The organism is Streptomyces sp. G-G2 (assembly GCF_030063135.1).
Classification (GTDB): domain Bacteria; phylum Actinomycetota; class Actinomycetes; order Streptomycetales; family Streptomycetaceae; genus Streptomyces.
Window position 1 is genome coordinate 132,206 of the sequence record NZ_JASISO010000001.1, and the last position, 24,377, is coordinate 156,582.

The window sequence follows — 24,377 nt, forward strand, 5'->3', positions numbered from 1 at the left end:
CGGTCAGCGGCCGCCCCCCAGTCCACTCGGGGGCGGCCGGACCGGCGCCTTTGTCGTCCTGGCCCCCTCGTGGGCGCCGTACAGCCCTCCCGCAGCCCGTTCGTACTTTTCACCCCAGGAGCCCCCGATGTTCGAGGCGGTCGAGGACCTGATCGGCGAGCACGCCGATCTTGAGAAGAAGCTCGCCGACCCGTCGGTCCACTCCGATCAGGCCAACGCGCGCAAGCTCAACAAGCGCTACGCGGAGCTGACGCCGATCGTGGCCACGTTCCGGGCGTGGAAGCAGACGGGCGAGGACATCGAGACGGCCAAGGAGTACGCCGCCATCGACCCCGACTTCGCCGCGGAGGCCAAGGAACTGAGCGCCCAGCGCGTCGAGCTGACCGAAAAGCTCCGCCTGCTGCTCGTTCCGCGCGACCCCAGCGACGACAAGGACGTGCTCCTGGAGGTCAAGGCGGGCGCGGGCGGCGACGAGTCCGCCCTGTTCGCCGGTGACCTGCTGCGCATGTACCTGCGCTACGCCGAGCGCGTCGGCTGGAAGACCGAGATCATCGACGCCACCGAGTCCGAGCTGGGCGGCTACAAGGACGTCCAGGTCTCCGTGCGCACCAAGGGCGGCAACGGCGCCACGGAGCCCGGCCAGGGCGTCTGGGCGCGGCTGAAGTACGAGGGCGGAGTGCACCGCGTACAGCGCGTGCCCGCCACCGAGTCGCAGGGCCGCATCCACACCTCCGCCGCCGGCGTGCTCGTCACCCCGGAGGCCGAGGAGGTCGAGGTCGAGGTCAACATGAACGACCTCCGCATCGACGTGTACCGCTCCTCGGGCCCCGGCGGCCAGTCCGTCAACACCACCGACTCCGCCGTGCGCATCACGCACGTGCCGACCGGTGTGGTCGCCTCCTGCCAGAACGAGAAGAGCCAGCTCCAGAACAAGGAGCAGGCCATGCGCATCCTGCGCTCGCGGCTCCTCGCCGCCGCCCAGGAGGCCGCCGAGCAGGAGGCCTCCGACGTGCGCCGCAGCCAGGTGCGCACCGTCGACCGGTCCGAGAAGATCCGTACGTACAACTTCCCGGAAAACCGGATCTCCGACCACCGGACCGGGTTCAAGGCGTACAACTTGGACCAGGTGCTCGACGGCGACCTCGATTCGGTCATCCAGGCCTGCGTCGACACCGACTCCGCCGCCAAGCTCGCGGCCGCGCAGTAAACCTGCCGCGCAGCAACCCTTCCGTCCGTCCCGCCCGTACGACAGCAGCCCGGAGGACCAGCGTGCAGCCACAATCTGGGGGGCGACCCCCAGGCCCTCGCAGTTTGCTGCTTGCCGAGGTGGCCCAGGCCACTCAGCGGCTGGCCGCCGCAGGCGTACCCTCTCCGCGCTTCGACGCGGAGGAACTCGCGGCCTTCGTGCACGGCGTCAAGCGCGGGGAGCTGCACCTGGTCAAGGACGTCGACTTCGACGCCCGCTACTGGGAGACCATCGCCCGCCGCGAGGCCCGCGAACCCCTCCAGCACATCACCGGACGCGCCTTCTTCCGCTACCTGGAGCTCCAGGTGGGACCGGGCGTCTTCGTACCGCGCCCGGAGACCGAGTCCGTCGTGGACTGGGCCATACAGGCCGTTCGGGCGATGGACGTGGTCGAGCCGCTGATCGTGGACCTCTGCACCGGCTCGGGCGCCATCGCGCTCGCCATGGCGCAGGAGGTGCCGCGCTCGCGCGTGCACGCGGTGGAGCTGTCCGAGGACGCCCTGCGGTGGACCCGCAAGAACGCCGACGGGTCCCGGGTCTCCGTCCACCAGGGCGACGCGCTCAGCGCGCTGCCGGAGCTGGACGGCCAGGTCGACCTGGTGATCTCCAATCCGCCGTACATCCCGCTCACCGAGTGGGAGTACGTCGCCCCCGAGGCCCGCGACCACGATCCGGAGATGGCGCTCTTCTCCGGCGAGGACGGCCTCGACACCATCCGCGGCATCGAACGCACCGCCCACCGGCTGCTGCGGCCCGGCGGGATCGTCGTCATCGAGCACGCCGACACCCAGGGCGGCCAGGTCCCGTGGATCTTCGCCGAGGAGCGGGGCTGGGCCGACGCCGCCGACCACCCCGACCTGAACAACCGCCCGCGCTTCGCGACCGCCCGCAAGGCCATGCCGTGATGAGCGCGACGCGCCCTGTGCACACCCCTGCCACGATCACCCCGCACGAGGAGGCCCCCTGATGGCCCGGCGATACGACTGCAACGACGCGACGGACCGTAAGACGGGCCTGCGTGAAGCCGCATCCGCCGTGCGCCGCGGAGAGCTCGTCGTGCTGCCCACGGACACGCTGTACGGCATCGGCGCGGACGCCTTCAGCGCGGAGGCCGTCGGCGACCTGCTGGCCGCCAAGGGCCGGGGCCGCAACATGCCCACCCCCGTGCTCATCGGCTCCCCGAACACCCTGCACGGCCTGGTCACGGACTTCACCGAGCAGGCCTGGGAGCTGGTCGACGCCTTCTGGCCCGGCGCCCTGACCCTGGTCGCCAAGCACCAGCCGTCGCTGGCCTGGGACCTCGGTGAGACCCGCGGCACGGTGGCCGTCCGCATGCCCCTGCACCCCGTCGCGATCGAGCTGCTGACCGAGGTCGGCCCGATGGCCGTCTCCTCGGCGAACCTGACCGGGCACCCGGCGCCGGAGGACTGCGACGCCGCCCGCGAGATGCTCGGCGACTCCGTGTCCGTGTACCTGGACGGCGGCCCCACCCCGGGCATCCAGCCGTCCTCGATCGTCGACGTCACCGGGAAGGTTCCCGTCCTGCTGCGCGAGGGGGCACTGACCGCGGACCAGCTGCGCGAGGTCGTACCCGACCTCGAGGTGGCTCCGTGAGCCCTCAGGGGCGTGGCATAGCAACGGCCGGGGGGGACGCCTTCCGCATACTCCACGTCAGCACCGGCAACGTCTGCCGCTCGCCCATCACCGAGCGGCTGACCCGCCACGCCCTGACCCACCGCCTCGGCGGGACGCCCGCGGGCGGCCTGATCGTCGAGAGCGCGGGCACCTGGGGGCACGAGGGCGCGCCCATGGAGGCCAACGCGGCGGCCGTCCTCGCGGACTTCGGCGCGGACGCGAGCGGGTTCATCGGGCGCGAGCTGCTGGACGAGCACGTGATACGCGCCGACCTGGTGCTCACCGCGACCCGCGACCACCGGGCGCAGGTCATCTCCATGGGGCACTCGGCCGGGCTGCGGACCTTCACCCTGAAGGAGTTCACCCGGCTGGTGCGGGCCATAGACCCCGCGACGCTGCCGCCGCTCGACGACGGCATGGCGGAGCGGGCGCGCGCGCTGGTGCGGGCCGCCGCGGCCCTGCGCGGCTGGCTGCTGGCCCCGTCGCCCGACGCGGACGAGGTGTACGACCCGTACGGCGCCCCGATCACCTTCTTCCGCTCCATCGGCGACGAGATCCAGCAGGCGCTGGACCCGGTCGTCGCGGCCCTGACGGGCGTCGACGGCCGACGCTGAGCGGCGCCCGAGCGGCCCGCGGGGCGGGATCCGCGGCGCGGGCCTACAGTGGCGGTATCCGGTCCATCCACCGCGTCGGAGCCGCGCCATGAGCGTCATCACCCAGCCGACGAACACCCTGCGCCGCCAGGATCCGCAGATGGCCGACGTGCTGGCCGGCGAGACGCGGCGGCAGGCCGAGACCCTCCAGCTGATCGCCGCCGAGAACTTCACCTCCGCCGCCGTCCTGGCGGCCCTCGGCTCCGCCCTCGCCAACAAGTACGCCGAGGGCTACCCCGGCGCCCGCCACCACGGTGGCTGCGAGTACGCCGACCAGGCCGAACGGGTCGCCGTCGAACGGGCCCGCGCACTGTTCGGCGCGGAGCACGCCAACGTCCAGCCGCATTCCGGCTCCGCCGCCGTGCTCGCCGCGTACGCCGCCCTGCTGCGGCCCGGCGACACCGTGCTGGCCATGGGGCTCGCGTACGGCGGACACCTGACCCACGGCTCCCCGGCGAACTTCTCCGGCCGCTGGTTCGACTTCGTCCCCTACGGCGTCGACGCCGTGACCGGCCTCATCGACTACCTCCAGGTGCAGGAGCTGGCCAGGACCCACCGGCCCAGGGCCATCGTCTGCGGCTCGATCTCCTACCCCCGCCACCCCGAGTACTCCGCCTTCCGCGAGATCGCCGACGAGGTCGGGGCCCACCTGATCGTGGACGCCGCCCACCCCATCGGGCTGGTCGCGGGCGGGGCCGCCCCGAGCCCCGTCCCGTACGCGGACGTCGTCTGCGCCACCACGCACAAGGTGCTGCGCGGCCCGCGCGGCGGGATGATCCTGTGCGGCGCGGAGTTCGCGGAGCGGATCGACCGGGCCGTCTTCCCCTTCACCCAGGGCGGCGCCCAGATGCACACCATCGCCGCCAAGGCCGTCGCCTTCGGCGAGGCCGCGACCCCCGCCTTCACCACCTACGCGCACCGGGTCGTCGCCAACGCCCGCGCCCTCGCCGAGGCCCTCGGCAGCAGGGGCTTCGCGGTCACCACCGGCGGCACCGACACCCACCTGATCACCGCGGATCCCGCCCCCCTCGGCGTGGACGGCCCGGCCGCCCGCGGCCGCCTGGCGGCGGCGGGAATGGTGCTGGACACCTGCGCCCTGCCGTACGGGGACCAGCGCGGCCTGCGCCTCGGTACCGCGGCGGTGACCACCCAGGGCATGGGGGAGCCCGAGATGGCCCGGATCGCGGCGCTGTTCACGGCGGCTCTGACGGGCGGGGACGCGGGCCGGATCAGGGCGGAAGCCGCCGAGCTGGCCCTCGGATTTCCCCCGTACGGGGAGTGACGAAGGCAAGTGGCGGCCCCCGCAACCGCTTCGGGGCGACCTCGCGTCCTCTTCCATGGGGACATCGCGGCTAATGTGTGGGGCTGAGATGGCCGGCGATACATCTGGGGCAGCCCGTGCGTGAATATCTGCTGACGCTCTGCGTCACGGCGGCGGTGACGTACCTGCTGACCGGGCCGGTACGGAAGTTCGCGATCGCGGTCGGCGCGATGCCGGCGATCCGCGCCCGCGACGTGCACCGCGAGCCCACACCGCGGCTCGGCGGCATCGCGATGTTCGGCGGACTGTGCGCGGGCCTGCTGGTCGCCGACCACCTGCCGAACCTCAACGGCGTCTTCGAGCTGTCGAACGAACCGCGGGCGCTGCTCTCCGGAGCGGCGCTGATCTGGCTGGTCGGCGTCCTCGACGACAAGTTCGAGATCGACGCCCTGATCAAGCTCGGCGCGCAGATGATCTCCGCCGGCGTGATGGTCATGCAGGGGCTGACGATCCTGTTCATCCCGGTCCCCGGAGTCGGCACGGTCTCGCTCACCCAGTGGCAGGGCAACCTGCTCACGGTCGCGCTCGTCGTGATCACCATCAACGCCGTGAACTTCGTGGACGGCCTCGACGGTCTCGCCGCCGGTCTGGTCTGCATCGCCGCCGCCGCGTTCTTCCTGTACTCCTACCGGATCTGGTACGGCTACGCGATCGAGGCGGCCGCGCCCGCGACCCTGTTCGCCGCGATCCTGATGGGCATGTGCATCGGCTTCCTGCCGCACAACATGCACCCGGCGCGCATCTTCATGGGCGACTCCGGGTCGATGCTGATCGGTCTCGTGCTGGCCGCCTCCGCCATCTCCATCACCGGCCAGGTGGACCCGGACGCGCTGGCGCTGTTCGCGGGTGGTGAGCGCAACGCGACGCACGCGATGCTGCCCGTCTTCATCCCGCTGCTGCTGCCGCTGACGATCATCGCGGTCCCGGTGGCGGACCTGGTGCTGGCGATCGTGCGGCGCACCTGGAACGGGCAGTCGCCGTTCGCCGCCGACCGCGGGCACCTGCACCACCGGCTGCTGGAGATCGGACATTCCCACAGCCGGGCCGTCCTGATCATGTACTTCTGGTCGGCGCTGATCGCCTTCGGCGCCGTGGCGTACTCGGTGAGCTCCGCCTCCATGTGGATCGTGCTGGCCATCGTCGCGCTGAGCGCGGTGGGGCTCGTACTGCTCCTGCTGCCGCGGTTCACCCCGCGGGCCCCGCGGTGGGCCGAGGGACTGGTGCCGCCGCGCTACCGGCATTCCGAGCGCGCGGCCGAGGCCGCGGCGGAGGCCGCGGTCCAGGACACCTCGGGCGAGGAGCCCGAGCCCGCACCGGACGGAGCGCCCAAGGTGGTCGCCGGGGTCTCCGGCGTCAACGGGGCGACCGCCGTAGGCCCTCGTTCGCGGCTCCGGTAATAGGACTGAACGCCCTATATCAGACAGAACAGTTGGCTGTCCTGCACACACGGGCGGGTTAGCTCTCATGTGTGACAGTGAGCACACCACCCAGGTAAAGCTCTCATCAAATAGTTTGTGATACCGTTCACTAAACCCGGCGACAGAGCCGAAGGACCGTAGTGCGACGGTCCATTGGCCCGAGGCTCTCTCTCGGACCGGGCTTACGCTCGTCTCGTACGAGTCCCGAAAACCCCCACCACCACGCGGAGCCATGCGCCATGCGGTCTGATGACGCCCGATCCCTTCTGCATACCGCGGTACCCACCGCTGCTGTCGGCGCGATTGCCGCCATCGTCAGCGGTGTTGTCGTGGGCGGCAAGGGAGCCGTCGGCGCCGTCGTCGCCACCCTGGTCGTTATTCTCTTCATGGGTATCGGCTCCGTCGTTCTGCAACGCACGGCGCGATCGATGCCCCACCTGTTCCAGATGATGGGTCTGGTCCTTTACACGACCCAGATTCTGTTGCTCTTCGTCTTCGTCGCCGTGTTCAGAGACACGACGCTGTTCCATCCCAAGGCATTCGCGATCACACTCGTCGCGGCGACCCTCGCTTGGATCGGCGCGCAGACCCGCGCGCACATGAAGGCCAAGATCCTTTACGTCGAGCCCGAAGCCTCCAAGGGCGGCAAGGGTGAGAAGCCCGAAAACACGGGGTCCTCGTCGTGAACGGTAGGGGCGGAATAAGTGCTCGTTCGAGATGCTGCTATCGTCCGGTGCCAACTGCGGCATCGCGGGCGCGGGCATCTGAGCTGACGCCTGCTCAATCGCGAGGCTCAATGCCTGCAAGCCGCCGCCCCCACATCCGTAAGACCAGTCCCGTGCCGAACCGCGGCTGTGCGCCGCGCCGACACAACGAGGTTGCCGTACCTATGCGCCACGCTGAAGGAGCCCGCGGTGAGTGCTGACCCGACGACGGTGCTCGCCTTCGAGACCGATTGCCACATCTTCGACGGCTGTGGCTTCCCGGCTCCTGGCCTGCACTCGTTCCTGTTCAAGCCGATTTTCGGCGACGCGGACAGCAGCGTCTATTTCAACAAGACGATGCTGCTCGCACTGCTCGGGACCGTCATCATCGTCGGTTTCTTCTGGGCCGCGTTCCGTAAGCCGAAGCTGGTTCCCGGAAAGCTCCAGATGATTGCCGAGGCTGGTTACGACTTCGTGCGCACCGGCATCGTCTACGAGACGATGGGCAAGAAGGAAGGCCAGAAGTACGTCCCCTTCATGGTCGCGACGTTCTTCTTCGTCTGGATGATGAACCTCTGGTCGATCATCCCGCTCGCCCAGTTCCCGGTGACCTCGGTCATCGCGTACCCGGCGGCCCTGGCTCTCCTCATCTACGTCATGTGGATGTCGGTCACCTTTAAGCGCCACGGTTTCATCGGTGGTCTGAAGAACCTCACGGGCTACGACAAGTCCCTCGGCGGGATCCTTCCGCTGGTGATGCTGATCGAGTTCTTCTCGAACGTGATCGTCCGCCCGTTCACCCACGCGGTCCGACTGTTCGCGAACATGTTCGCGGGTCACACCCTGCTGCTGCTCTTCACGATCGCCAGCTGGTACCTGCTGAACGGCATCGGCATCGCTTACGCGGGTGTCTCGTTCGTGATGGTCATCGTGATGACCGCCTTCGAGCTCTTCATCCAGGCAGTTCAGGCCTACGTCTTCGTGCTGCTGGCCTGCAGCTTCCTCCAGGGCGCCGTCGCCGAGCACCACTGACCGCCCACCCCCAAACCATCAGTCGTCCGGTGGCCAACCCCCACCGGTCCATGAAAGAGAAGGAAGAACCGGCATGTCCGCTCTCCAGACCCTCGCTGCTGGCGTCGAAATCAAGGGCAACCTCGGCTCCATCGGCTACGGCCTCGCGGCCATCGGCCCCGGCGTCGGCGTCGGCATCATCTTCGGCAACGGCACGCAGGCCCTGGCCCGCCAGCCCGAGGCCGCCGGCCTGATCCGCGCCAACCAGATCCTCGGCTTCGCCTTCTGTGAGGCGCTCGCCCTCATCGGTCTGGTCATGCCGTTCGTCTACCCGACGTCCTCCTGATCTCGGTAGCGAACAGACCCTTTAGACGGAAGGCACTGATGTGAACCCTCTGGTTCAGCTCGCGGCCGAAGAGGCGGAAAACCCCCTCATCCCGCCGATTCCCGAGCTTGTCATCGGCCTGATCGCCTTTGTCATCGTCTTCGGTTTCCTCGCGAAGAAGCTCCTCCCGAACATCAACAAGGTTCTGGAAGAGCGTCGCGAGGCCATCGAGGGTGGCATCGAGAAGGCCGACGCGGCCCAGACCGAGGCCCAGAGCGTGCTGGAGCAGTACAAGGCCCAGCTCGCCGAAGCCCGGCACGAGGCCGCGCGCCTGCGCCAGGAGGCACAGGAGCAGGGCGCCTCGCTCATCGCAGAAATGCGTGCCGAGGGCCAGCGGCAGCGTGAGGAGATCATCGCTGCCGGTCACGCCCAGATCGAGGCCGACCGCAAGGCCGCGTCTCACGCGCTGCGTCAGGACGTGGGCAAGCTCGCCACCGACCTGGCCGGCAAGCTCGTCGGCGAGTCCCTCGAGGACCACGCCCGGCAGAGCCGCACCATCGACCGTTTCCTCGGCGAGCTCGAGGAGAAGGCCGAGGCGGCCCGATGAACGGAGCGAGCCGCGAGGCACTGGCCGCCGCACGCGAGCGTCTCGACGCGCTGACGGACAACACGTCCGTCGACGCGGCGAAGCTCGGCGGCGAGCTGGCTGCCGTCACCGCGCTGCTCGACCGTGAGGTCTCGCTGCGTCGGGTCCTCACCGACCCGTCGAAGGCCGGCGAGGCCAAGGCCGAGCTGGCCGGTCGCCTGCTGGGCGGCCAGGTGGGCGGGGAGACCCTCGACCTGGTGTCCGGCATGGTCCGGTCCCGCTGGTCGCGGTCGCGTGCCCTGGTGGACGCACTGGAGGAGCTGGCGGACACGTCCGACCTCACCGGTGCCCAGCAGGCGGGCGCGCTCGACGAGGTCGAGGACGAGGTGTTCCGGTTCGGCCGGATCGTCTCCTCGAGCACCGAGCTGCGCTCCGCGCTGACCGACCGCGCGGCCTCGGCCGCCGCCAAGAGCGAGCTGCTCCGCAGCCTGCTCGGCGGCAAGGCCAACCCGGTCACCGAGCGTCTGGTCGTACGCCTCGTCACGCACCCGCGTGGCCGCGGCCTGGAGGCGGGACTCGAGTCCCTCTCCAAGCTCGCAGCCGAGCGCCGCAGCCGCATGGTCGCCACGGTGACCACGGCGGTTCCGCTCAGCGACGTGCAGAAGCAGCGCCTCGGCGGGGTGCTGGCGAAGATCTACGGCCGCCAGATGCACCTGAACCTCGACGTGGACCCCGCGGTCCTCGGCGGGATCGTGGTGCGGGTCGGCGACGAGGTCATCGACGGCACCATCGCGGACCGCCTCAGTGAGGCGTCCCGCCGCATGGCCGGCTGACCGGCCACCCACCACATACAGCATGTCCAGCGGCCCGGTTGGGCCGTGCAGAACTTGCAGAAGATTCCTGGGGGTCGCCCCCAGACCCCTAAGAAGCTTCAGGCCCAACAAGGAGAGCAGGGAACCCAGATGGCGGAGCTCACGATCCGGCCGGAGGAGATCCGGGACGCACTGGAGACTTTTGTCCAGTCGTACCAGCCGGACGCGGCCTCGCGCGAGGAGGTCGGAACGGTCAGCGTTGCCGGCGACGGCATCGCGAAGGTGGAGGGTCTGCCCTCCGCCATGGCGAACGAACTGCTGAAGTTCGAGGACGGAACCCTTGGTCTCGCCCTCAACCTCGACGAGCGCGAGATCGGTGCGGTCGTCCTCGGCGAGTTCAGCGGTATCGAGGAGGGCCAGCCGGTGCAGCGCACCGGTGAGGTGCTCTCCGTCGGCGTCGGCGAGGGTTACCTCGGCCGCGTTGTCGACCCGCTCGGCAACCCGATCGACGGTCTCGGCGAGATCGCGACCGAGGGCCGCCGCGCCCTCGAACTGCAGGCCCCCGGCGTCATGGTCCGCAAGTCGGTCCACGAGCCGATGCAGACCGGCTACAAGGCCATCGACGCGATGGTGCCGATCGGCCGCGGCCAGCGTCAGCTGGTCATCGGTGACCGTCAGACCGGCAAGACCGCTCTGGCCGTCGACACGATCATCAACCAGCGTGACAACTGGCGCTCCGGCGACGTGAACAAGCAGGTCCGCTGCATCTACGTCGCCATCGGCCAGAAGGGCTCGACCATCGCGTCCGTTCGCGGCGCCCTGGAAGAGGCCGGCGCGCTCGAGTACACGACGATCGTCGCCGCCCCGGCGTCCGACCCGGCCGGCTTCAAGTACCTGGCGCCGTACACCGGCTCGGCCATCGGCCAGCACTGGATGTACGCCGGCAAGCACGTCCTGATCATCTTCGACGACCTGTCGAAGCAGGCCGACGCCTACCGCGCCGTGTCGCTGCTGCTGCGCCGCCCGCCGGGCCGTGAGGCCTACCCGGGCGACGTCTTCTACTTGCACTCGCGTCTGCTCGAGCGCTGCGCGAAGCTCTCCGACGAGATGGGCGCCGGTTCGATGACCGGTCTGCCGATCGTCGAGACCAAGGCGAACGACGTGTCGGCGTTCATCCCGACCAACGTCATCTCCATCACCGACGGTCAGTGCTTCCTTGAGTCCGACCTGTTCAACGCGGGCCAGCGCCCGGCGCTGAACGTCGGTATCTCGGTCTCCCGCGTCGGTGGTTCGGCCCAGCACAAGGCCATGCGCCAGGTGTCCGGCCGTCTGCGTCTGGACCTGGCCCAGTACCGCGAGCTGGAGGCGTTCGCCGCCTTCGGTTCCGACCTGGACGCCGCGTCGAAGGCTTCGCTGGAGCGCGGCAAGCGTCTGGTCGAGCTGCTGAAGCAGGGCCAGTACCAGCCGATGCCCGTCGAGGAGCAGGTCGTCTCCGTCTGGGCCGGTACCACCGGCAAGATGGACGACGTCCCGGTCAACGACATCCGTCGCTTCGAGACGGAGCTGCTGGAGCACCTGCGCCGCGAGCGCAAGGACCTCCTCACCTCCATCGCCGAGGGCGCGAAGATGTCGAACGACACCCTCACCTCGATCGGTGACGCCATCGCCAACTTCAAGCGGCAGTTCGAGACCTCGGACGGCAAGCTGCTGGGCGAGGACGCACCGGCCGTCAACGTCTCCAAGTGACGACGGAAGGGACCTGACTCATGGGAGCGCAGCTCCGGGTCTACAAGCGTCGCATCCGTGCCGTCACGGCGACCAAGAAGATCACCAAGGCGATGGAGATGATCGCCGCCTCGCGCATCGTCAAGGCGCAGCGCAAGGTGGCGGCATCGATGCCGTACGCGACCGAGCTCACCCGTGCGGTGACCGCGGTGGCGACCGGCTCGAACACCAAGCACGCCCTGACCACCGAGGTCGAGGCGCCGGTGCGGGCCGCGATCGTGCTCATCACGAGCGACCGCGGTCTGGCCGGCGGCTACTCCTCGAACTCCCTCAAGCAGGCGGAGCGGCTCACCGAGCGGCTGCGCGGCGAGGGCAAGGAGGTCGACACGTACATCGTCGGCCGCAAGGGTGTCGCCTACTACGGGTTCCGTGAGCGCAAGGTCGCGGACTCGTGGACCGGCTTCACCGACAGCCCGGCCTACGCCGACGCCAAGCGCGTCGCGGCGCCGCTGATCGAGGCCATCCAGACGGACACGGCCGAGGGCGGCGTCGACGAGCTGCACATCGTCTACACGGAGTTCGTGTCGATGATGACGCAGAGCGCGGTGGACGGCCGGATGCTGCCGCTCAGCCTCGACCAGGCGTCGCAGGAGACCAGCGCGAAGGGCGAGATCCTTCCGCTGTTCGACTTCGAGCCGTCGGCGGAGGACGTCCTCGACGCCCTGCTGCCGCGCTACGTCGAGAGCCGTATCTACAACGCACTGCTGCAGTCGGCCGCTTCCGAGCACGCCGCCCGCCGCCGCGCGATGAAGTCGGCGACCGACAACGCCGGGGATCTCATCAAGAGCCTCTCCCGGCTTGCCAACGCGGCCCGCCAGGCCGAAATCACCCAGGAAATCAGCGAGATCGTCGGTGGCGCCAGCGCCATGGCAGACGCGACCGCGGGGAGTGACAAGTAATGACGACCACTGTTGAGACGGCCGCCGCCACGGGCCGCGTCGCCCGGGTCATCGGCCCGGTCGTCGACGTGGAGTTCCCCGTCGACGCGATGCCCGAGATCTACAACGCCCTCAAGGTCCAGGTCGCCGACCCGGCCGAGAACGGCAAGCTCAAGACGCTGACCCTGGAAGTCGCCCAGCACCTGGGTGACGGCGTGGTCCGCACCATCTCGATGCAGCCCACCGACGGTCTGGTCCGCCAGGCCCCGGTGACCAACACGGGCGAGGGCATCACCGTCCCCGTCGGTGACTTCACCAAGGGCAAGGTGTTCAACACCCTCGGTGAGGTGCTGAACTACCCGGAGACCAACTCCGAGGTCACCGAGCGCTGGCCGATCCACCGCAAGGCGCCCCGCTTCGACGAGCTCGAGTCGAAGACCGAGATGTTCGAGACCGGCGTCAAGGTCATCGACCTTCTCACCCCGTACGTCAAGGGTGGAAAGATCGGTCTGTTCGGTGGTGCCGGTGTCGGCAAGACCGTTCTGATCCAGGAAATGATCTACCGCGTGGCCAACAACCACGACGGTGTGTCGGTCTTCGCCGGCGTCGGTGAGCGTACCCGTGAGGGCAACGACCTCATCGAGGAAATGGCCGAGTCGGGCGTCATCGACAAGACGGCGCTTGTCTTCGGCCAGATGGACGAGCCCCCGGGCACCCGTCTGCGGGTGGCGCTGGCCGGTCTGACCATGGCGGAGTACTTCCGCGATGTGCAGAAGCAGGACGTGCTCTTCTTCATCGACAACATCTTCCGTTACACCCAGGCGGGTTCCGAGGTCTCCACGCTGCTCGGCCGTATGCCGTCCGCCGTGGGTTACCAGCCGAACCTGGCTGACGAGATGGGTCTGCTGCAGGAGCGCATCACCTCGACCCGCGGTCACTCGATCACCTCGATGCAGGCGATCTACGTCCCCGCGGACGACCTGACCGACCCGGCTCCGGCCACCACCTTCGCCCACCTCGACGCGACGACGGTTCTTTCCCGTCCGATCTCCGAGAAGGGCATCTACCCGGCCGTGGACCCGCTGGACTCGACGTCCCGCATCCTCGACCCGCGGTACATCGCGGCGGACCACTACGCCACCGCGATGCGCGTCAAGGGGATCCTGCAGAAGTACAAGGACCTCCAGGACATCATCGCGATCCTCGGTATCGACGAGCTGGGCGAGGAGGACAAGCTCGTTGTCCACCGTGCCCGTCGTGTCGAGCGCTTCCTGTCGCAGAACACCCACGTCGCCAAGCAGTTCACCGGCGTGGACGGTTCGGACGTTCCGCTGGAGGAGTCGATCACCGCGTTCAACGCGATCTGCGACGGCGACTACGACCACTTCCCCGAGCAGGCGTTCTTCCTGTGCGGTGGCATTGAGGACCTCAAGGCCAACGCCAAGGAGCTGGGCGTCTCCTGAAGCCGGGCTCCTCGTGAGCACAGCTGATTGACGGAGAGGGGCGGGTGCGTCCTGTCCCTCTCCCCACGCCCATTAGAATTTGACCCAACACCCGGCTTTCCCGCCGGGTGGTGACCCGAGGAGCCACCTTGGCTGCTGAGCTGCACGTCGAGCTGGTCGCGGCGGACCGTAGTGTCTGGTCCGGCGAGGCCACCCTGGTTGTTGCCCGCACCACGTCCGGCGACATCGGCGTCATGCCCGGTCACCAGCCGCTTCTCGGAGTGCTGGAATCGGGCCCGGTGACCATCCGCACCAGCGACGGCAACACCGTTGTCGCCGCGGTGCACGGCGGTTTCATCTCGTTCGCGGACAACAAGTTGTCCCTGCTGGCCGAGATCGCCGAGCTTGCCGACGAGATTGACGTCGAGCGGGCGGAGCGGGCACTGGAGCGCGCGAAGTCGGAGGCCGATGGCCTTTCCGAGCGTCGCGCCGATGTCCGGCTGCGCGCGGTGACGGGGCACTGACCCCAGTACCGCAAGAGTGTGATTCCTCAGCCGCGGCCCGTTCCGGAATTTTCCGGACCGGGTCGCGGCTGAGGCGATGCGGGTCCGTTTTTGGTTTTCCGAATTCGATGAGCGAGGAGGTCGGTGAAGATGCTCCTCGCTCTGCTTGTGAGCGGCGTGGTCGTAGCCCTGGTGGTGATCGGGCTGTTTGTGTTCGGGCTGCGCCGGAGGCTCATCCAGCGGTCCGGCGGCACCTTCGACTGCAGCGTGCGCTGGGGCGTGTCCGACGCCCCGGACGTCTCCGGCAAGGGCTGGGTGTACGGGGTCGCGCGCTACGGCGGTGACCGGATCGAGTGGTTCCGGGTGTTCTCGTACTCGCCCCGGCCGCGCCGGATCCTGGAGCGTTCCGCCATCGAGGTGCTGTCCCGCCGCGCCCCGGAGGGCGAGGAGGAGCTGGCCCTGCTCTCCGACGCCATCGTGCTCGGCGCCCGCCACCGCGAGGACCGCCTGGAGCTGGCGATGAGCGAGGACGCGCTGACCGGGTTCCTCGCGTGGCTGGAGGCGGCGCCTCCGGGCCAGCGGGTGAACGTGGCGTAGCGGCGGTACGCGGCATGCGCCGGGTACGCGGTGCACGCGAGGAAGCCGGGGAACGGGGGGCGGACCCCGGTCCCCGGCTTCTTCCGTGCGCTCTGCCCGGGCCATGTACGTCGGGCCCGGTATGTCGGGCCCGGTATGTCGGGCCCGTGACGTCAGGCCCGCGGCTTCGGGCCCGCTACTTCAGGCCGCTGTCGATCGCGGTGAGCAGTTCACCGTTGCTGGTGTCGCCGCTGAACTCCCAGAAGAACGCGCCGCGCAGGCCCTGGTTCTTCACGTAGCTCATCTTCCCGGCGATGGTGGCGGGGGTGTCGTAGCTCCACCAGTTGCTGCCGCACTTGGCGTAGGCGGTGCCGGCGATGGTGCCGGTGACCGGGCAGGTGTTCTTGAGGACCTTGTAGTCCTCGATGCCCTGCTCGTAGGCGCCGGGCGCCGGGCCGGTGGCGGCGCCGCCGGGGGCGTCCTGGGTGACGCCGGTCCAGCCGCGTCCGTAGAACCCGATGCCGAGGTTGAGCTTGTTGGCCGGGATGCCCTTGGACTTGTACTTCTGGATGGCGGCGTCGCTGTTGAACCCGGCGATCGGGATGCCGTTGTACGAGGTGAGCGGGGAGTGCGGGGCGGTCGGGCCCTTGGCGTCCCAGGCGCCGAAGAAGTCGTAGGTCATCACGTTGTACCAGTCGACGTACGGGGCGGCCGCGCCGTAGTCGGCGAGGTCCAGCTTGCCGCCGGCCGAGCCGTCGGCCGTGACGGCCGCGGTGACCAGGTTGTTCGCGCCGAACTTGGCGCGCAGAGCGGACAGCACGTTCTTCAGGGCCGCGGCGCCGCTGGTGTCGCAGGACAGGCCGCAGGCGTTCGGGTACTCCCAGTCGACGTCGATGCCGTCGAACACGTCGGCCCAGCGCGGGTCCTCGACCAGGCTGTAGCAGGAGTCGGCGAAGGCGGCGGGGTTGGCCGCGGCCTGGCCGAAGCCGCCGGACCAGGTCCAGCCGCCGAAGGACCACAGGATCTTGATGTTCGGGTACTTCTTCTTCAGCTCGCGCAGCTGGTTGAAGTTGCCCGCGACGGGCTGGTCCCAGGTGTCGGCGACGCCGGAGACGCTGCTGGCCGCGTCGTAGGTCTTCTGGTAGTCGGCGTAGGCGTCACCGATCTGGCACTTGCCGCCGGTGACGTTGCCGAAGGCGTAGTTGATGTGGGTCAGCTTGCTGGCGGACCCGGAGGTGACGATGTTCTTCACCTGGTAGTTGCGCTGGTAGATGCCCCAGTCGGTGAAGTACCCGAGCTGGACCTTGGAGCCGCCGGGGCCCGGGCCGGGGCCCGTGTCCCCGCCCGTGGTGGTGACCGTCACGGTGCCCGAGGAGGGGCCGGTCTGGTCGATGGTGTCGCGGGCGGTGACGCTGTAGCCGTACGTCGTCCCCTTGGTGAGGCCCGAGTCGGTGTAGCTGGTGCCCGTCACGGTCGCGATCTTGGCGGAGCCGCGGTAGACGTCGTAGTTCTTGACGCCCTTGTCATCGGTGGCCGGGGTCCAGCTCAGGCCGACCGAGGTGTCGCTCACCGGGCCGGCCGTGGGGGTGCCGGGGGCGGTGGGGGGAGCGTCGGCCGGGGGAGTGGTGCCGCCGTCGCAGGAGCCGCCGTTGATCTTGCAGCCGCCGGGAGCGCCCGCGCCCGCGCCGTTGAAGCCGAAGCTGACGCTGGCGCCGGGGGCGAGGGTGCCGTTCCAGCCGACGTTCTTGCCGGTCCAATGGGTGCCGGAGCTGGTGACGGTGGCGTCCCAGGCCGAGGTGACCGAGGTGCCGGAGGGGTAGTCCCACTCCACTGTCCAGCTGCTGAGGGAGGTGGTGCCGGTGTTCTTCACCGTCCACTTGCCCTCGAAGCCGGAGCCCCAGTCGGAGACCTTGGTGTAGGTCGCCGTGGCGGCGGTGGCCGCCTGGGCGGTGCTCGCGAGGCCGACCAGCCCGGCGAGGGGAAGGGCGAGGACGGCCACGATCGCGGCCACTCTCCGCAGCAGCCGGACGCGGGGTGGGGGTGCCGGTCGTGACGCGTGTGCTGTGCTCAAGGGTGCTCCTCCGAAGGTCCGCCGGAGTCGCTGGCGTCGACTCCCGGCATGGGGGTGGGACCTGCGCCGCCCGTGAGCACGCCTTGTCAGGGCACGCTCACCACAGTGTTGCGGCGACCATAGAAAGGTCTGGACCAACCGTCAAGAGGTCCAGACCTCCGCTCCAGCTCCGCACAAGAAGTCAGTGCGTGATGCCCAACTCCTGTGCCAGGACTGCCGCTTGGACCCGGCTGCGCAACTCCAGCTTCCCCAGGAGCCTGCTGACATGCGTCTTCACCGTGGCCTCCGCCATGGTCAGGCGCACCGCGATCTCCGCGTTCGACAGTCCCTCGCCCAGACACCCGAGCACCTCCCGTTCCCTGCGGGTCAGCGAAGCCAGCGCCGCGGCCGTCTCCGGTGGCGCGGGCGGGCGTACCACCGTCGGCGCCGCGAACTCCGCGATCAGCCGCCGGGTCACCGCGGGCGAGATCAGGCCCTCTCCGCGCGCGACCGTACGCACCGCCCCGATCAGGTCCCGCGCCTCCGCGCTCTTCAGCAAGAACCCCGCCGCGCCCGCCCGCAGCGCCCCGAAGACGTACTCGTCCAGGTCGAAGGTGGTCAGCACGAGGACGTCCGCCAGCGCCTCGGTGACCACCTGGCGCGTGGCCGAGACCCCGTCGAGGAGAGGCATCTGCACGTCCATCAGCACCACGTCCGGCCGCAGCTCCCGGGCGAGGCGGACCGCCTCCACCCCGTCCGCCGCCTCCCCGACCACCTCGACGTCCCGCGCGCTGCGCAGGATCAGCACCAGCCCCGCGCGCACCGCGCCCTGGTCCTCGGCCACCACGACCCGGATGGGGTCCGCACTCATCGCTCCGCCGCCTTCTCCTCGGCGGGCAGCTCGGCCCGCACCCGCCACACCGTGTCCCGGGCGCCCGCCGTGAAGGCGCCGCCCAGCAGTTCCGTCCGTTCCCGCATCCCCACCAGCCCTGCCCCGGAGCCGGGGGCCCGCGGACCCGCTCCGGGCCGCCCGGGCCCGTACGGCGAGTCCACGCCCACCACCAGCAGGGGGCCGGAGCGCTCGACGCGGACCGTGACCGTGCCGGCGGAGGCGTGCTTGACGGCGTTCGTCAGGGACTCCTGGACGATCCGGTACGCCGCCAGCTCCACCGGTGCGGGCAGCGGCCCGCCCGCGTCCCCGGGCGCCCGCCCGTCCAGCAGGACGAACTCCAGCCCGGTCGCCGACCCCGTCACCCCGGCCTGCTCGACCAGGGCCGTCAGCCCGTCCAGCGAAGGGGTCGCGGCCGCTTCCGTCCCGGCCCCCGCGTCCCGCAGCAGTCCGATCAGCCGACGCATTTCGGCCAGCCCCTGCACGCTGTTCTCGCGGATCACCCCGAGCGCCTCGCGGCTGGTCGCGGGGGAGTCGATGGACAGCGCCGCGGTGGAGTGGATGGCGATCGCCGACAGGTGGTTGGCGACCATGTCGTGCAGCTCGCGGGCCATCCGCGCGCGTTCGGCGGTCACGGCCTGGCTGCGGTCCATCTCGGCCAGCAGTGCGGTCTGCTCGGCCCGCAGCCGCGCCGCCACCGCCGCCTCGCGGTGATTGCGCAGGGTGGCCCCGGTGAGCGCGGGAGCGAAGCAGACGAGGCCGGTGAGCGCGCCGATGAGCAGGGCCTGCGGGGTGCGCAACCAGGCCACGGCGGTGATGGTCGCGGCCACCGTGATCAGGCCCGTGGTGACCGGGAGCCGCCGGGCCATGGCGGGCTTCCCGTAGACCACGGCGGCGTACATCAGGTCCGTGAAGATCAGCACGGTGGCCAGATTTCCCACCGTGAACTGGTCGGCGACGATCCCGGCCGTGCCGACGGCGAGGGCAGCGCGGGGCGCGGAGCGGCGCAGCAGTTCCATCGCGCCCAGGGACACCAACGGCACCAGCGCCGCCCACGCGGGCAGGAGGTGGCGGGTGGCGTTGCTGTGGACGCCGAGCGCCCACAGCAGCAGGCCCGCGAACACGCTGACGACGGCGAGGAGCACGTCGTCGCGGTGCGGGCGGGGCGGGCGCGGAGTCACGGTCCCATCCAACACGGCGGCGCGGGCCCCCACCTCGGCGCGGCGGCGGAGATCCACTACACCGAAGGATGCAGTCGGGGTTCGTCACCGCCGACGACGCAACGGACCCCGGCGGCCCGGACGCCTGGAGGGGTGCCGAGGAAGCGTAGGAGGAGGATCCCGTACTCGTCACCCCTGATCATCACCCGCGAGGCCGGTTTCTGGGTGCTGCCGGCCGGTGGCCTGGCCGCGCTGCTGGAGGCCGTGATCCGCTACGACGGCGATCCGGCCGCCACCGGCCCGCTGCGCGACTGGCAGGCCGTGGCCCTGCGGGTGCTCGCGATCCACGCGGTCATCGCCGCGACGTACTCGCTCTGGCCCCACAAGGCCCCCGTCCCGGCAGCCTCCGCGTCCAAGGCCGGCCGTTCGGCGTCCTAGCGCTCGCCGCCCGGCACCCACAGCACGTCCCCGGCTTCCTTGTTGGCCGTGCGCGCCAGGATGAACAGCAGGTCGGAGAGCCGGTTGAGGTAGGTCGCGGTCAGCGGGTTCATCGACTCGCCGTGCGCCTCCAGGGCCGCCCAGGTGGACCGCTCGGCGCGCCGGACCACCGTGCACGCCTGGTGCAGCAGGGCCGCGCCGGGGGTACCGCCGGGCAGGATGAAGCTGCGCAGCTTCTCCAGCTCCTCGTTGTAGGTGTCGCAGTCCGCCTCCAGCTTGTCGACGTAGAACTGCTCCACCCGGAGCGGCGGGTACTTCGGGTCCTCCACCACCGGGGTGCACAGGTCGGCGCCCACGTCGAACAGGTCGTTCTGCACCCGGACCAGCACCGCGACGAGGTCCTCGGCGAGCGCGCCGAGGGCGATCGCCGCCCCGATGGCCGCGTTGGCCTCGTTGGCATCGGCGTACGCGGAGATCCGCAGGTCGGTCTTGGCGGTCCGGCTCATGTCGCCCAGAGCGGTCGTGCCCTGGTCACCGGTACGGGTGTAGATGCGCGTGAGGTTCACCATGCCGTCAGCCTAGTGCCGCGTCAGGCAGTGTGTGCCCGTCGAGGAGCGGCGTCCGGCGCGTGCTCCGGGCGGGTCGGCCGGAAGCCCTTGTACTGGACGTACGTGGGCTTTCGGCCGGTGCGGCGAGAGTGCGTGCGGGGCGTCGTGACGGGGCGAACGTTGCCTGACGCGGCACTAGGCCGTGCCGTCGAAGTCCCGTCCGGCCGGTGGCTCCGCGGGCGGGGGACGCTCCTTCGACGACACTCCCGAGGCGGGCCAACTGCGCGCCCCCGGCGCCGTGCTGAGCCGTCCCGGTGTGATGTCCGTCATCTGAGACGTGACGCGTGTTACTTCCCGGTCATCGGACCCGCCGCGGGCGCTACTCTCCGCCGGAGAGGCTTATGAGACTGGGTCGTACGGAAGAACGTGGGGTGTGAAGTGGCTGGGAAGCTCGCCGTCATCGGTGCCGGACTCATGGGTTCGGGGATCGCACAGGTTTCCGCGCAAGCGGGCTGGGACGTCGTCCTGCGTGACGTCACGGACGCCGCGCTGACCCGCGGGACCGACGGGATCAAGGCTTCGTACGACCGGTTCGTCTCCAAGGGCAAGCTGACGGCCGAGGACGCCGAGGCCGCGTTCGGCCGGATCCGCACGACCACCGACCTCGACGCGGTCGCCGACGCCGACATCGTCGTCGAGGCCGTCTTCGAGAAGCTGGAGGTCAAGCACGAGATCTTCCGCGCCCTCGACAAGCTCGTGCGTGACGACGCGATCCTCGCTTCCAACACCTCCGCCATCCCGATCACCAAGATCGCGGCCGTGACGGAGCGTCCGGAGCGGGTCGTGGGAGCCCACTTCTTCTCGCCCGTCCCGATGATGCAGCTGTGCGAGCTGGTGCGCGGCTACAAGACGAGCGACGAGACCCTCGCCACCACGCGTGCCTTCGCCGAGTCCGTCGGCAAGACCTGCATCGTCGTCAACCGCGACGTCGCCGGGTTCGTGACGACCCGTCTGATCTCGGCGCTCGTCGTCGAGGCCGCCAAGCTGTACGAATCGGGCGTGGCCTCGGCCGAGGACATCGACATCGCCTGCAAGCTGGGCTTCGGGCACGCCATGGGCCCCCTGGCCACGGCCGACCTGACGGGCGTGGACATCCTGCTCCACGCCACCAGCAACATCTACACCGAGACCCAGGACGAGAAGTTCGCCCCGCCGGAGCTGATGCGCCGGATGGTGGACGCGGGTGACATCGGCCGCAAGAGCGGGCAGGGCTTCTACAAGCACTGAGCCCGAAGGCGACACCGTTCGAATGCCATCACCCGTCGGGGTGAATTAGGTATCGGTTCGCTCACAGTCGGCAACTTCCGCCCCTCCGGGGCAGTCAGTTGTAGTGAGAGTTGCCGACCACGGACCAGTCGGGCCATACGTACGCAGGACCGCCGGGAGTACACATGCACATCAGGGGCGACCACGCCGAACTCGCAGTCGGGGGCCGCCTCGACGTGCGCAGCGCGGCGGACGCCCGTACCGCCTTCCACACCGCCCTCGACGACGGCGTCGGAGACCTCGTGCTCGACCTGACCGGTCTCGACTCCTGGGACGCGACCGGGCTCGGCGTCATCATGGGCGCCCACCGCAGGGCGGGCCGGACCGGACGGCGTCTCGTGCTGCGCGGAGTACCGCCGCAGATGCAGCGGCTGCTCGTGGCCACCCGGCTGCACCGGATCCTCGCGATCGAGGGCGGCCTGGAAGCGGAATCGCTTCCTCGGGTCTGACGCCGGTTCTGAAGCGGGGTCCGGGACCGGTCGTGACGGTCCGGGCATGTGGTAACAGGACGGGACGAAACATAACGGTCCGGTCGTGATGCCACCCCTGTGGTTCCAGGACGGCCGGTCACGGTCTAGGGTTCGGGCGAAACCGGACCAGTAGCGGCAGCGGCGTGTGCGAAGGCCGGGCGGGACGACGGCGCACGACGCGATCGGGGGACTTGGTCATGGACCGCACTCAGGGGCAGCCCGCTTCGGCCGAAGGGACGGGCGCCCTCAGCGGCGCCACCAGCCCGGCTACGACCGGAACCGGAGCCTCCGGTGCCCCCACCGCGGGCGGCCTCCCGGCCGGACCCGCGCGGGTCGTCGGGCTCACGGTCGGCGGGTACCTCCTCACCGTCAACCCCGTCGACGGCAGCGAGATCGAGGCCCGCCGCCCCGTCCCGGAAGCGGAAGCCGACGGCCGTACGGAATCCGCGCGTCCGGGCCGCCGCGACGCGGCCTCCCGCGCCGCCAGGGACGCCGCCGCGCGCCCTCCCGTACCTCCCGGCCCCCCGCCGGTCGTCCTGCCCCTGCTGGAGCGCGAGGAAGAGCGTGAGCGCCTCGCCCGGCTGCTCGGACGCGGACGTTCCATACGGCTCGCCGGGCCCTCCGGATCCGGCCGCACCGCACTCCTCGACGCCCTCGCCGGGGACTGCGCGGACCTCGCGCCCGACGGGGTCGTCCGGCTCTGCGGACACCGGCAGACCCCCACCGAGCTGCTGTACGCGCTGTACTCGACCGTCTACGCCCCCTCCGAGAGCCACCCCGACCGGCCCGCCCGCGCCGAACTCCTGCGCTGGGTCGGTCAGATCGGGGCCGTCGTCCTCCTCGACGACCTCGACTTCGGCGGCGCCGCGCTGGAGGAACTGCTGCGCGCCACCCCCGAGTGCGCCTGGCTGCTGGCCGCGACCCCCGACACCCCCCCGCCCTCGGACCACTCCCACCTGGAGGAGGTCTTCCTCGGCGGGCTGGGCCGGGCCGCGTGCGCGGAACTCCTGGAACTCGCCGTCGGGCGGCCGTTGACCGAGCTGGAGACCGCCTGGGCGGGGGACCTGCGCTTCGCCTCCGAGGGGCTCGCGCTGCGCTTCGTCCAGGCGGGCGGCCTGCTGCGCCAGCGCGACGAGCTGAACCGGGCCGCAGAGGACGGCGACGAGGAGCCCGGGGTCTTCGAGGAGCGTCCCCGGGACACCGCGCTCGTCCCGCTGCCGACACTCGCCGAGGGCGCGGCCCCCGCCGAACTGCTGGCCTCACGGGTCAGCGAGTCGGCGCGCGCGGCCCTGCGCTTCGCCTGCGCCCTGGACGGGGAGGCGCCGCACCCCGCGCACCTGCCCGCGCTGGTGGGGGACACCCACGCGGACGCGGCAGTCGCGGAGCTGCTGACCTGCGGGCTGCTGACGGCGGCCGGGACCCGCTACCGGCTGGCCGCCGGGGTGGCCCGCCAGCTCGCCGAATCCGGCTTCGGGGCCTCCGGCGAGGCCCTGACCGCCGCGCGGCACTACGCCTGGTGGACCGGCCACGCCTCGGTGACCCCGGAGCGGGTGGCGGCGGAGGCCGACGCGGTACTCGCCGCCCTGGCGGGCGCCGATGTGGTGGCGGGCGTGCTCCTGGCCCGTACGGCGGCCCCCGCGTTCGCGGCCTCGCTGCACTGGGGGGCCTGGGAGCGGGTGCTGCGGGCCGGGGCGGAAGCGGCCCGGACGGCGGGAGAGGTCGCGGAACAGGCGTACTTCCACCACGAACTCGGTGTCCTCGCGCTCTGCGGCGACCGCCTGGGCCGGGCCCGCGCCGAACTGGAGACCTCCAACGGGCTGCGCGGCGCCCTCGCCGACAAGCGCGGCACGGTCGCGGGCCGCAGGGCCCTGGCCCTGGTGACCGACCGGGAGGCGGCGGACCTGCGGCCCTCGCCCCCGCTGAGGCTGGAGCCGCCCGCCCCGCCCGGGTCGGAGGCGCAGACCCAGGTGTTCCCCCTGGTGCGCGTCGCGCCGGTGCCCGTGGTGCCCCCGGCGGCCGTCTTCGAGGAGACCTTCCCGCTGAACCCGAAGCAGCCGACCGAGCCCATGACCGTACGCGTGCCCGTGACCTCGCCGGCGCCCGCGCCGGGCCCGCGGTGGCACCGGCGGCCCGCGGCCCTGGCGGCGGCGGGCGTCCTGGCGGTGCTGGCCATCGGTACGGCGGTGAGCTTCGCGATCACCGCGGGCGATGGCCCGGCCCCGGAGCGGGCCGGTACCCCCGCGACCCCGCACGCGTCCGCGCCGGACACCAGCGGGAACGATCCTGCACCGGCTCCCGCGGACCCCGGCCCGTCCTCCCCGGCGTCCGCGTCCGCGTCGGGATCCACCGGCCGGACCCCCTCGCCGGGCACCTCGGGGCCGGTGGCGTCCTCGTCGGCCCCGGTCCCGGGCGGTGGCGGCCCCTCCCGCAAGCCCGGCTCCAGGCCGCCGTCGCCCCCGGCCCCCTCGCCGGCGTCGTCGTCGCCGTCCACGTCGCCGTCGTCGCAGCCGACGCCGACGCCCAGTCCGTCGTCCAGCACCCCGCCCCCCGCCCCGGGCGGGGCCACCACCCAGCTCTCCCCGCCCGCCGCCACGCCCTGAG

At 70.8% G+C, this 24,377-nt stretch carries 25 protein-coding genes; 21 read left to right on the plus strand and 4 right to left on the minus strand.

Translation table 11 applies throughout. The features are described 5' to 3' along the window. Window positions 1-127: 127 nt before the first annotated feature. From prfA to QMF80_RS00695, 16 genes are all read left to right on the plus strand, one after another. Window positions 128-1,207: a peptide chain release factor 1 gene (prfA, locus tag QMF80_RS00620; protein ID WP_283448539.1), complete on the plus strand. Its 1,080-nt coding sequence runs from the start codon at window positions 128-130 to the stop codon at window positions 1,205-1,207. A 62-nt stretch (window positions 1,208-1,269) separates the two neighbouring features. Next, on the plus strand, window positions 1,270-2,151 hold the full coding sequence (gene prmC / locus QMF80_RS00625) for a peptide chain release factor N(5)-glutamine methyltransferase (protein ID WP_283448543.1): 882 nt from the start codon (window positions 1,270-1,272) through the stop codon (window positions 2,149-2,151). 61 nt (window positions 2,152-2,212) lie between these two features. Continuing rightward, window positions 2,213-2,860 (plus strand): L-threonylcarbamoyladenylate synthase, encoded by a 648-nt coding sequence (locus tag QMF80_RS00630; protein ID WP_283448545.1) that lies wholly within the window; start codon window positions 2,213-2,215, stop codon window positions 2,858-2,860. Then, window positions 2,857-3,495 carry an arsenate reductase/protein-tyrosine-phosphatase family protein gene (locus QMF80_RS00635; protein WP_283448548.1) on the plus strand — a complete coding sequence of 213 codons (639 nt, stop codon included), beginning with the start codon at window positions 2,857-2,859 and terminating at the stop codon, window positions 3,493-3,495. Before QMF80_RS00630 ends, QMF80_RS00635 begins: the two co-directional genes overlap by 4 nt. An 88-nt stretch (window positions 3,496-3,583) precedes the next feature. After that, complete coding sequence (glyA, locus tag QMF80_RS00640; protein WP_283448550.1) at window positions 3,584-4,816, plus strand: serine hydroxymethyltransferase; 1,233 nt, start codon at window positions 3,584-3,586, stop codon at window positions 4,814-4,816. 104 nt (window positions 4,817-4,920) lie between these two features. After that, window positions 4,921-6,252 (plus strand): MraY family glycosyltransferase, encoded by a 1,332-nt coding sequence (locus QMF80_RS00645; protein WP_283448819.1) that lies wholly within the window; start codon window positions 4,921-4,923, stop codon window positions 6,250-6,252. A gap of 260 nt (window positions 6,253-6,512) precedes the next feature. Next, entirely contained in the window at window positions 6,513-6,959 is a 447-nt protein-coding gene (locus QMF80_RS00650) for a Cg1360 family ATP-synthase-associated protein (RefSeq protein WP_283448552.1), read from the plus strand. 213 nt (window positions 6,960-7,172) lie between these two features. Further along, entirely contained in the window at window positions 7,173-8,009 is an 837-nt protein-coding gene (gene atpB / locus QMF80_RS00655; RefSeq protein WP_283448820.1) for a F0F1 ATP synthase subunit A, read from the plus strand. A gap of 73 nt (window positions 8,010-8,082) precedes the next feature. Beyond that, window positions 8,083-8,334, plus strand: a complete 252-nt coding sequence (locus QMF80_RS00660) for an ATP synthase subunit C-like protein (RefSeq protein WP_283448554.1) — start codon at window positions 8,083-8,085, stop codon at window positions 8,332-8,334. Window positions 8,335-8,374: 40 nt separating this feature from the next. Then, window positions 8,375-8,920: a F0F1 ATP synthase subunit B gene (locus QMF80_RS00665; protein WP_283448556.1), complete on the plus strand. Its 546-nt coding sequence runs from the start codon at window positions 8,375-8,377 to the stop codon at window positions 8,918-8,920. Then, window positions 8,917-9,732, plus strand: coding sequence for a F0F1 ATP synthase subunit delta (locus QMF80_RS00670; RefSeq protein ID WP_283448557.1), 816 nt, complete (start codon window positions 8,917-8,919; stop codon window positions 9,730-9,732). The genes QMF80_RS00665 and QMF80_RS00670 overlap by 4 nt, the downstream gene beginning before the upstream one ends. A 129-nt stretch (window positions 9,733-9,861) precedes the next feature. Further along, window positions 9,862-11,457 (plus strand): F0F1 ATP synthase subunit alpha, encoded by a 1,596-nt coding sequence (atpA, locus tag QMF80_RS00675; protein ID WP_283448558.1) that lies wholly within the window; start codon window positions 9,862-9,864, stop codon window positions 11,455-11,457. Window positions 11,458-11,477: 20 nt separating this feature from the next. Beyond that, window positions 11,478-12,395: a F0F1 ATP synthase subunit gamma gene (locus tag QMF80_RS00680; protein ID WP_283448559.1), complete on the plus strand. Its 918-nt coding sequence runs from the start codon at window positions 11,478-11,480 to the stop codon at window positions 12,393-12,395. Next, a complete protein-coding gene (atpD, locus tag QMF80_RS00685) occupies window positions 12,395-13,837 on the plus strand; it encodes a F0F1 ATP synthase subunit beta (RefSeq protein WP_283448561.1) in 1,443 nt (480 codons plus the stop codon). Before QMF80_RS00680 ends, atpD begins: the two co-directional genes overlap by 1 nt. Window positions 13,838-13,965: 128 nt before the next feature. After that, on the plus strand, window positions 13,966-14,340 hold the full coding sequence (locus tag QMF80_RS00690) for a F0F1 ATP synthase subunit epsilon (RefSeq protein WP_283448563.1): 375 nt from the start codon (window positions 13,966-13,968) through the stop codon (window positions 14,338-14,340). Between the two features lie 129 nt (window positions 14,341-14,469). Beyond that, window positions 14,470-14,916 (plus strand): DUF2550 domain-containing protein, encoded by a 447-nt coding sequence (locus QMF80_RS00695; RefSeq protein ID WP_283448565.1) that lies wholly within the window; start codon window positions 14,470-14,472, stop codon window positions 14,914-14,916. 175 nt (window positions 14,917-15,091) lie between these two features. On the opposite strand, the gene QMF80_RS00700 is transcribed toward QMF80_RS00695, so the two are convergent. The 3 genes from QMF80_RS00700 to QMF80_RS00710 all read right to left on the minus strand — a co-directional run bounded on the left by QMF80_RS00700 (window position 15,092) and on the right by QMF80_RS00710 (window position 19,015). Continuing rightward, the gene (locus QMF80_RS00700) at window positions 15,092-16,918 is read right to left on the minus strand and encodes a glycosyl hydrolase family 18 protein (protein WP_502962733.1); all 1,827 of its coding nucleotides are present in this window, start codon (window positions 16,916-16,918) and stop codon (window positions 15,092-15,094) included. Between the two features lie 229 nt (window positions 16,919-17,147). After that, window positions 17,148-17,816: a response regulator gene (locus QMF80_RS00705; protein WP_283448566.1), complete on the minus strand. Its 669-nt coding sequence runs from the start codon at window positions 17,814-17,816 to the stop codon at window positions 17,148-17,150. Next, the gene (locus QMF80_RS00710) at window positions 17,813-19,015 is read right to left on the minus strand and encodes a sensor histidine kinase (protein ID WP_283448568.1); all 1,203 of its coding nucleotides are present in this window, start codon (window positions 19,013-19,015) and stop codon (window positions 17,813-17,815) included. Before QMF80_RS00710 ends, QMF80_RS00705 begins: the two co-directional genes overlap by 4 nt. 132 nt (window positions 19,016-19,147) lie before the next feature. Between QMF80_RS00710 and QMF80_RS00715 the strand changes: the two genes are divergently transcribed. After that, window positions 19,148-19,432, plus strand: a complete 285-nt coding sequence (locus tag QMF80_RS00715) for a hypothetical protein (protein ID WP_283448570.1) — start codon at window positions 19,148-19,150, stop codon at window positions 19,430-19,432. Here the strand turns inward: QMF80_RS00715 and QMF80_RS00720 are convergent. Continuing rightward, on the minus strand, window positions 19,429-20,001 hold the full coding sequence (locus tag QMF80_RS00720) for a cob(I)yrinic acid a,c-diamide adenosyltransferase (RefSeq protein WP_283448573.1): 573 nt from the start codon (window positions 19,999-20,001) through the stop codon (window positions 19,429-19,431). The two genes, QMF80_RS00715 and QMF80_RS00720, sit on opposite strands and share 4 nt — an antisense overlap. Window positions 20,002-20,182: 181 nt before the next feature. On the opposite strand from QMF80_RS00720, the gene QMF80_RS00725 reads away from it, so the two are divergent. The 4 genes from QMF80_RS00725 (at window position 20,183) to QMF80_RS00740 (ending at window position 24,376) form a co-directional block, all read left to right on the plus strand. Beyond that, window positions 20,183-20,314 (plus strand): hypothetical protein, encoded by a 132-nt coding sequence (locus QMF80_RS00725; protein WP_283448575.1) that lies wholly within the window; start codon window positions 20,183-20,185, stop codon window positions 20,312-20,314. 104 nt (window positions 20,315-20,418) lie between these two features. Further along, window positions 20,419-21,267, plus strand: coding sequence for a 3-hydroxyacyl-CoA dehydrogenase family protein (locus QMF80_RS00730; RefSeq protein ID WP_283448576.1), 849 nt, complete (start codon window positions 20,419-20,421; stop codon window positions 21,265-21,267). Between the two features lie 164 nt (window positions 21,268-21,431). Beyond that, on the plus strand, window positions 21,432-21,755 hold the full coding sequence (locus QMF80_RS00735) for an STAS domain-containing protein (protein ID WP_283448577.1): 324 nt from the start codon (window positions 21,432-21,434) through the stop codon (window positions 21,753-21,755). A 218-nt stretch (window positions 21,756-21,973) separates the two neighbouring features. Beyond that, on the plus strand, window positions 21,974-24,376 hold the full coding sequence (locus tag QMF80_RS00740) for an ATP-binding protein (RefSeq protein ID WP_283448578.1): 2,403 nt from the start codon (window positions 21,974-21,976) through the stop codon (window positions 24,374-24,376). Window position 24,377: the final 1 nt, after the last annotated feature.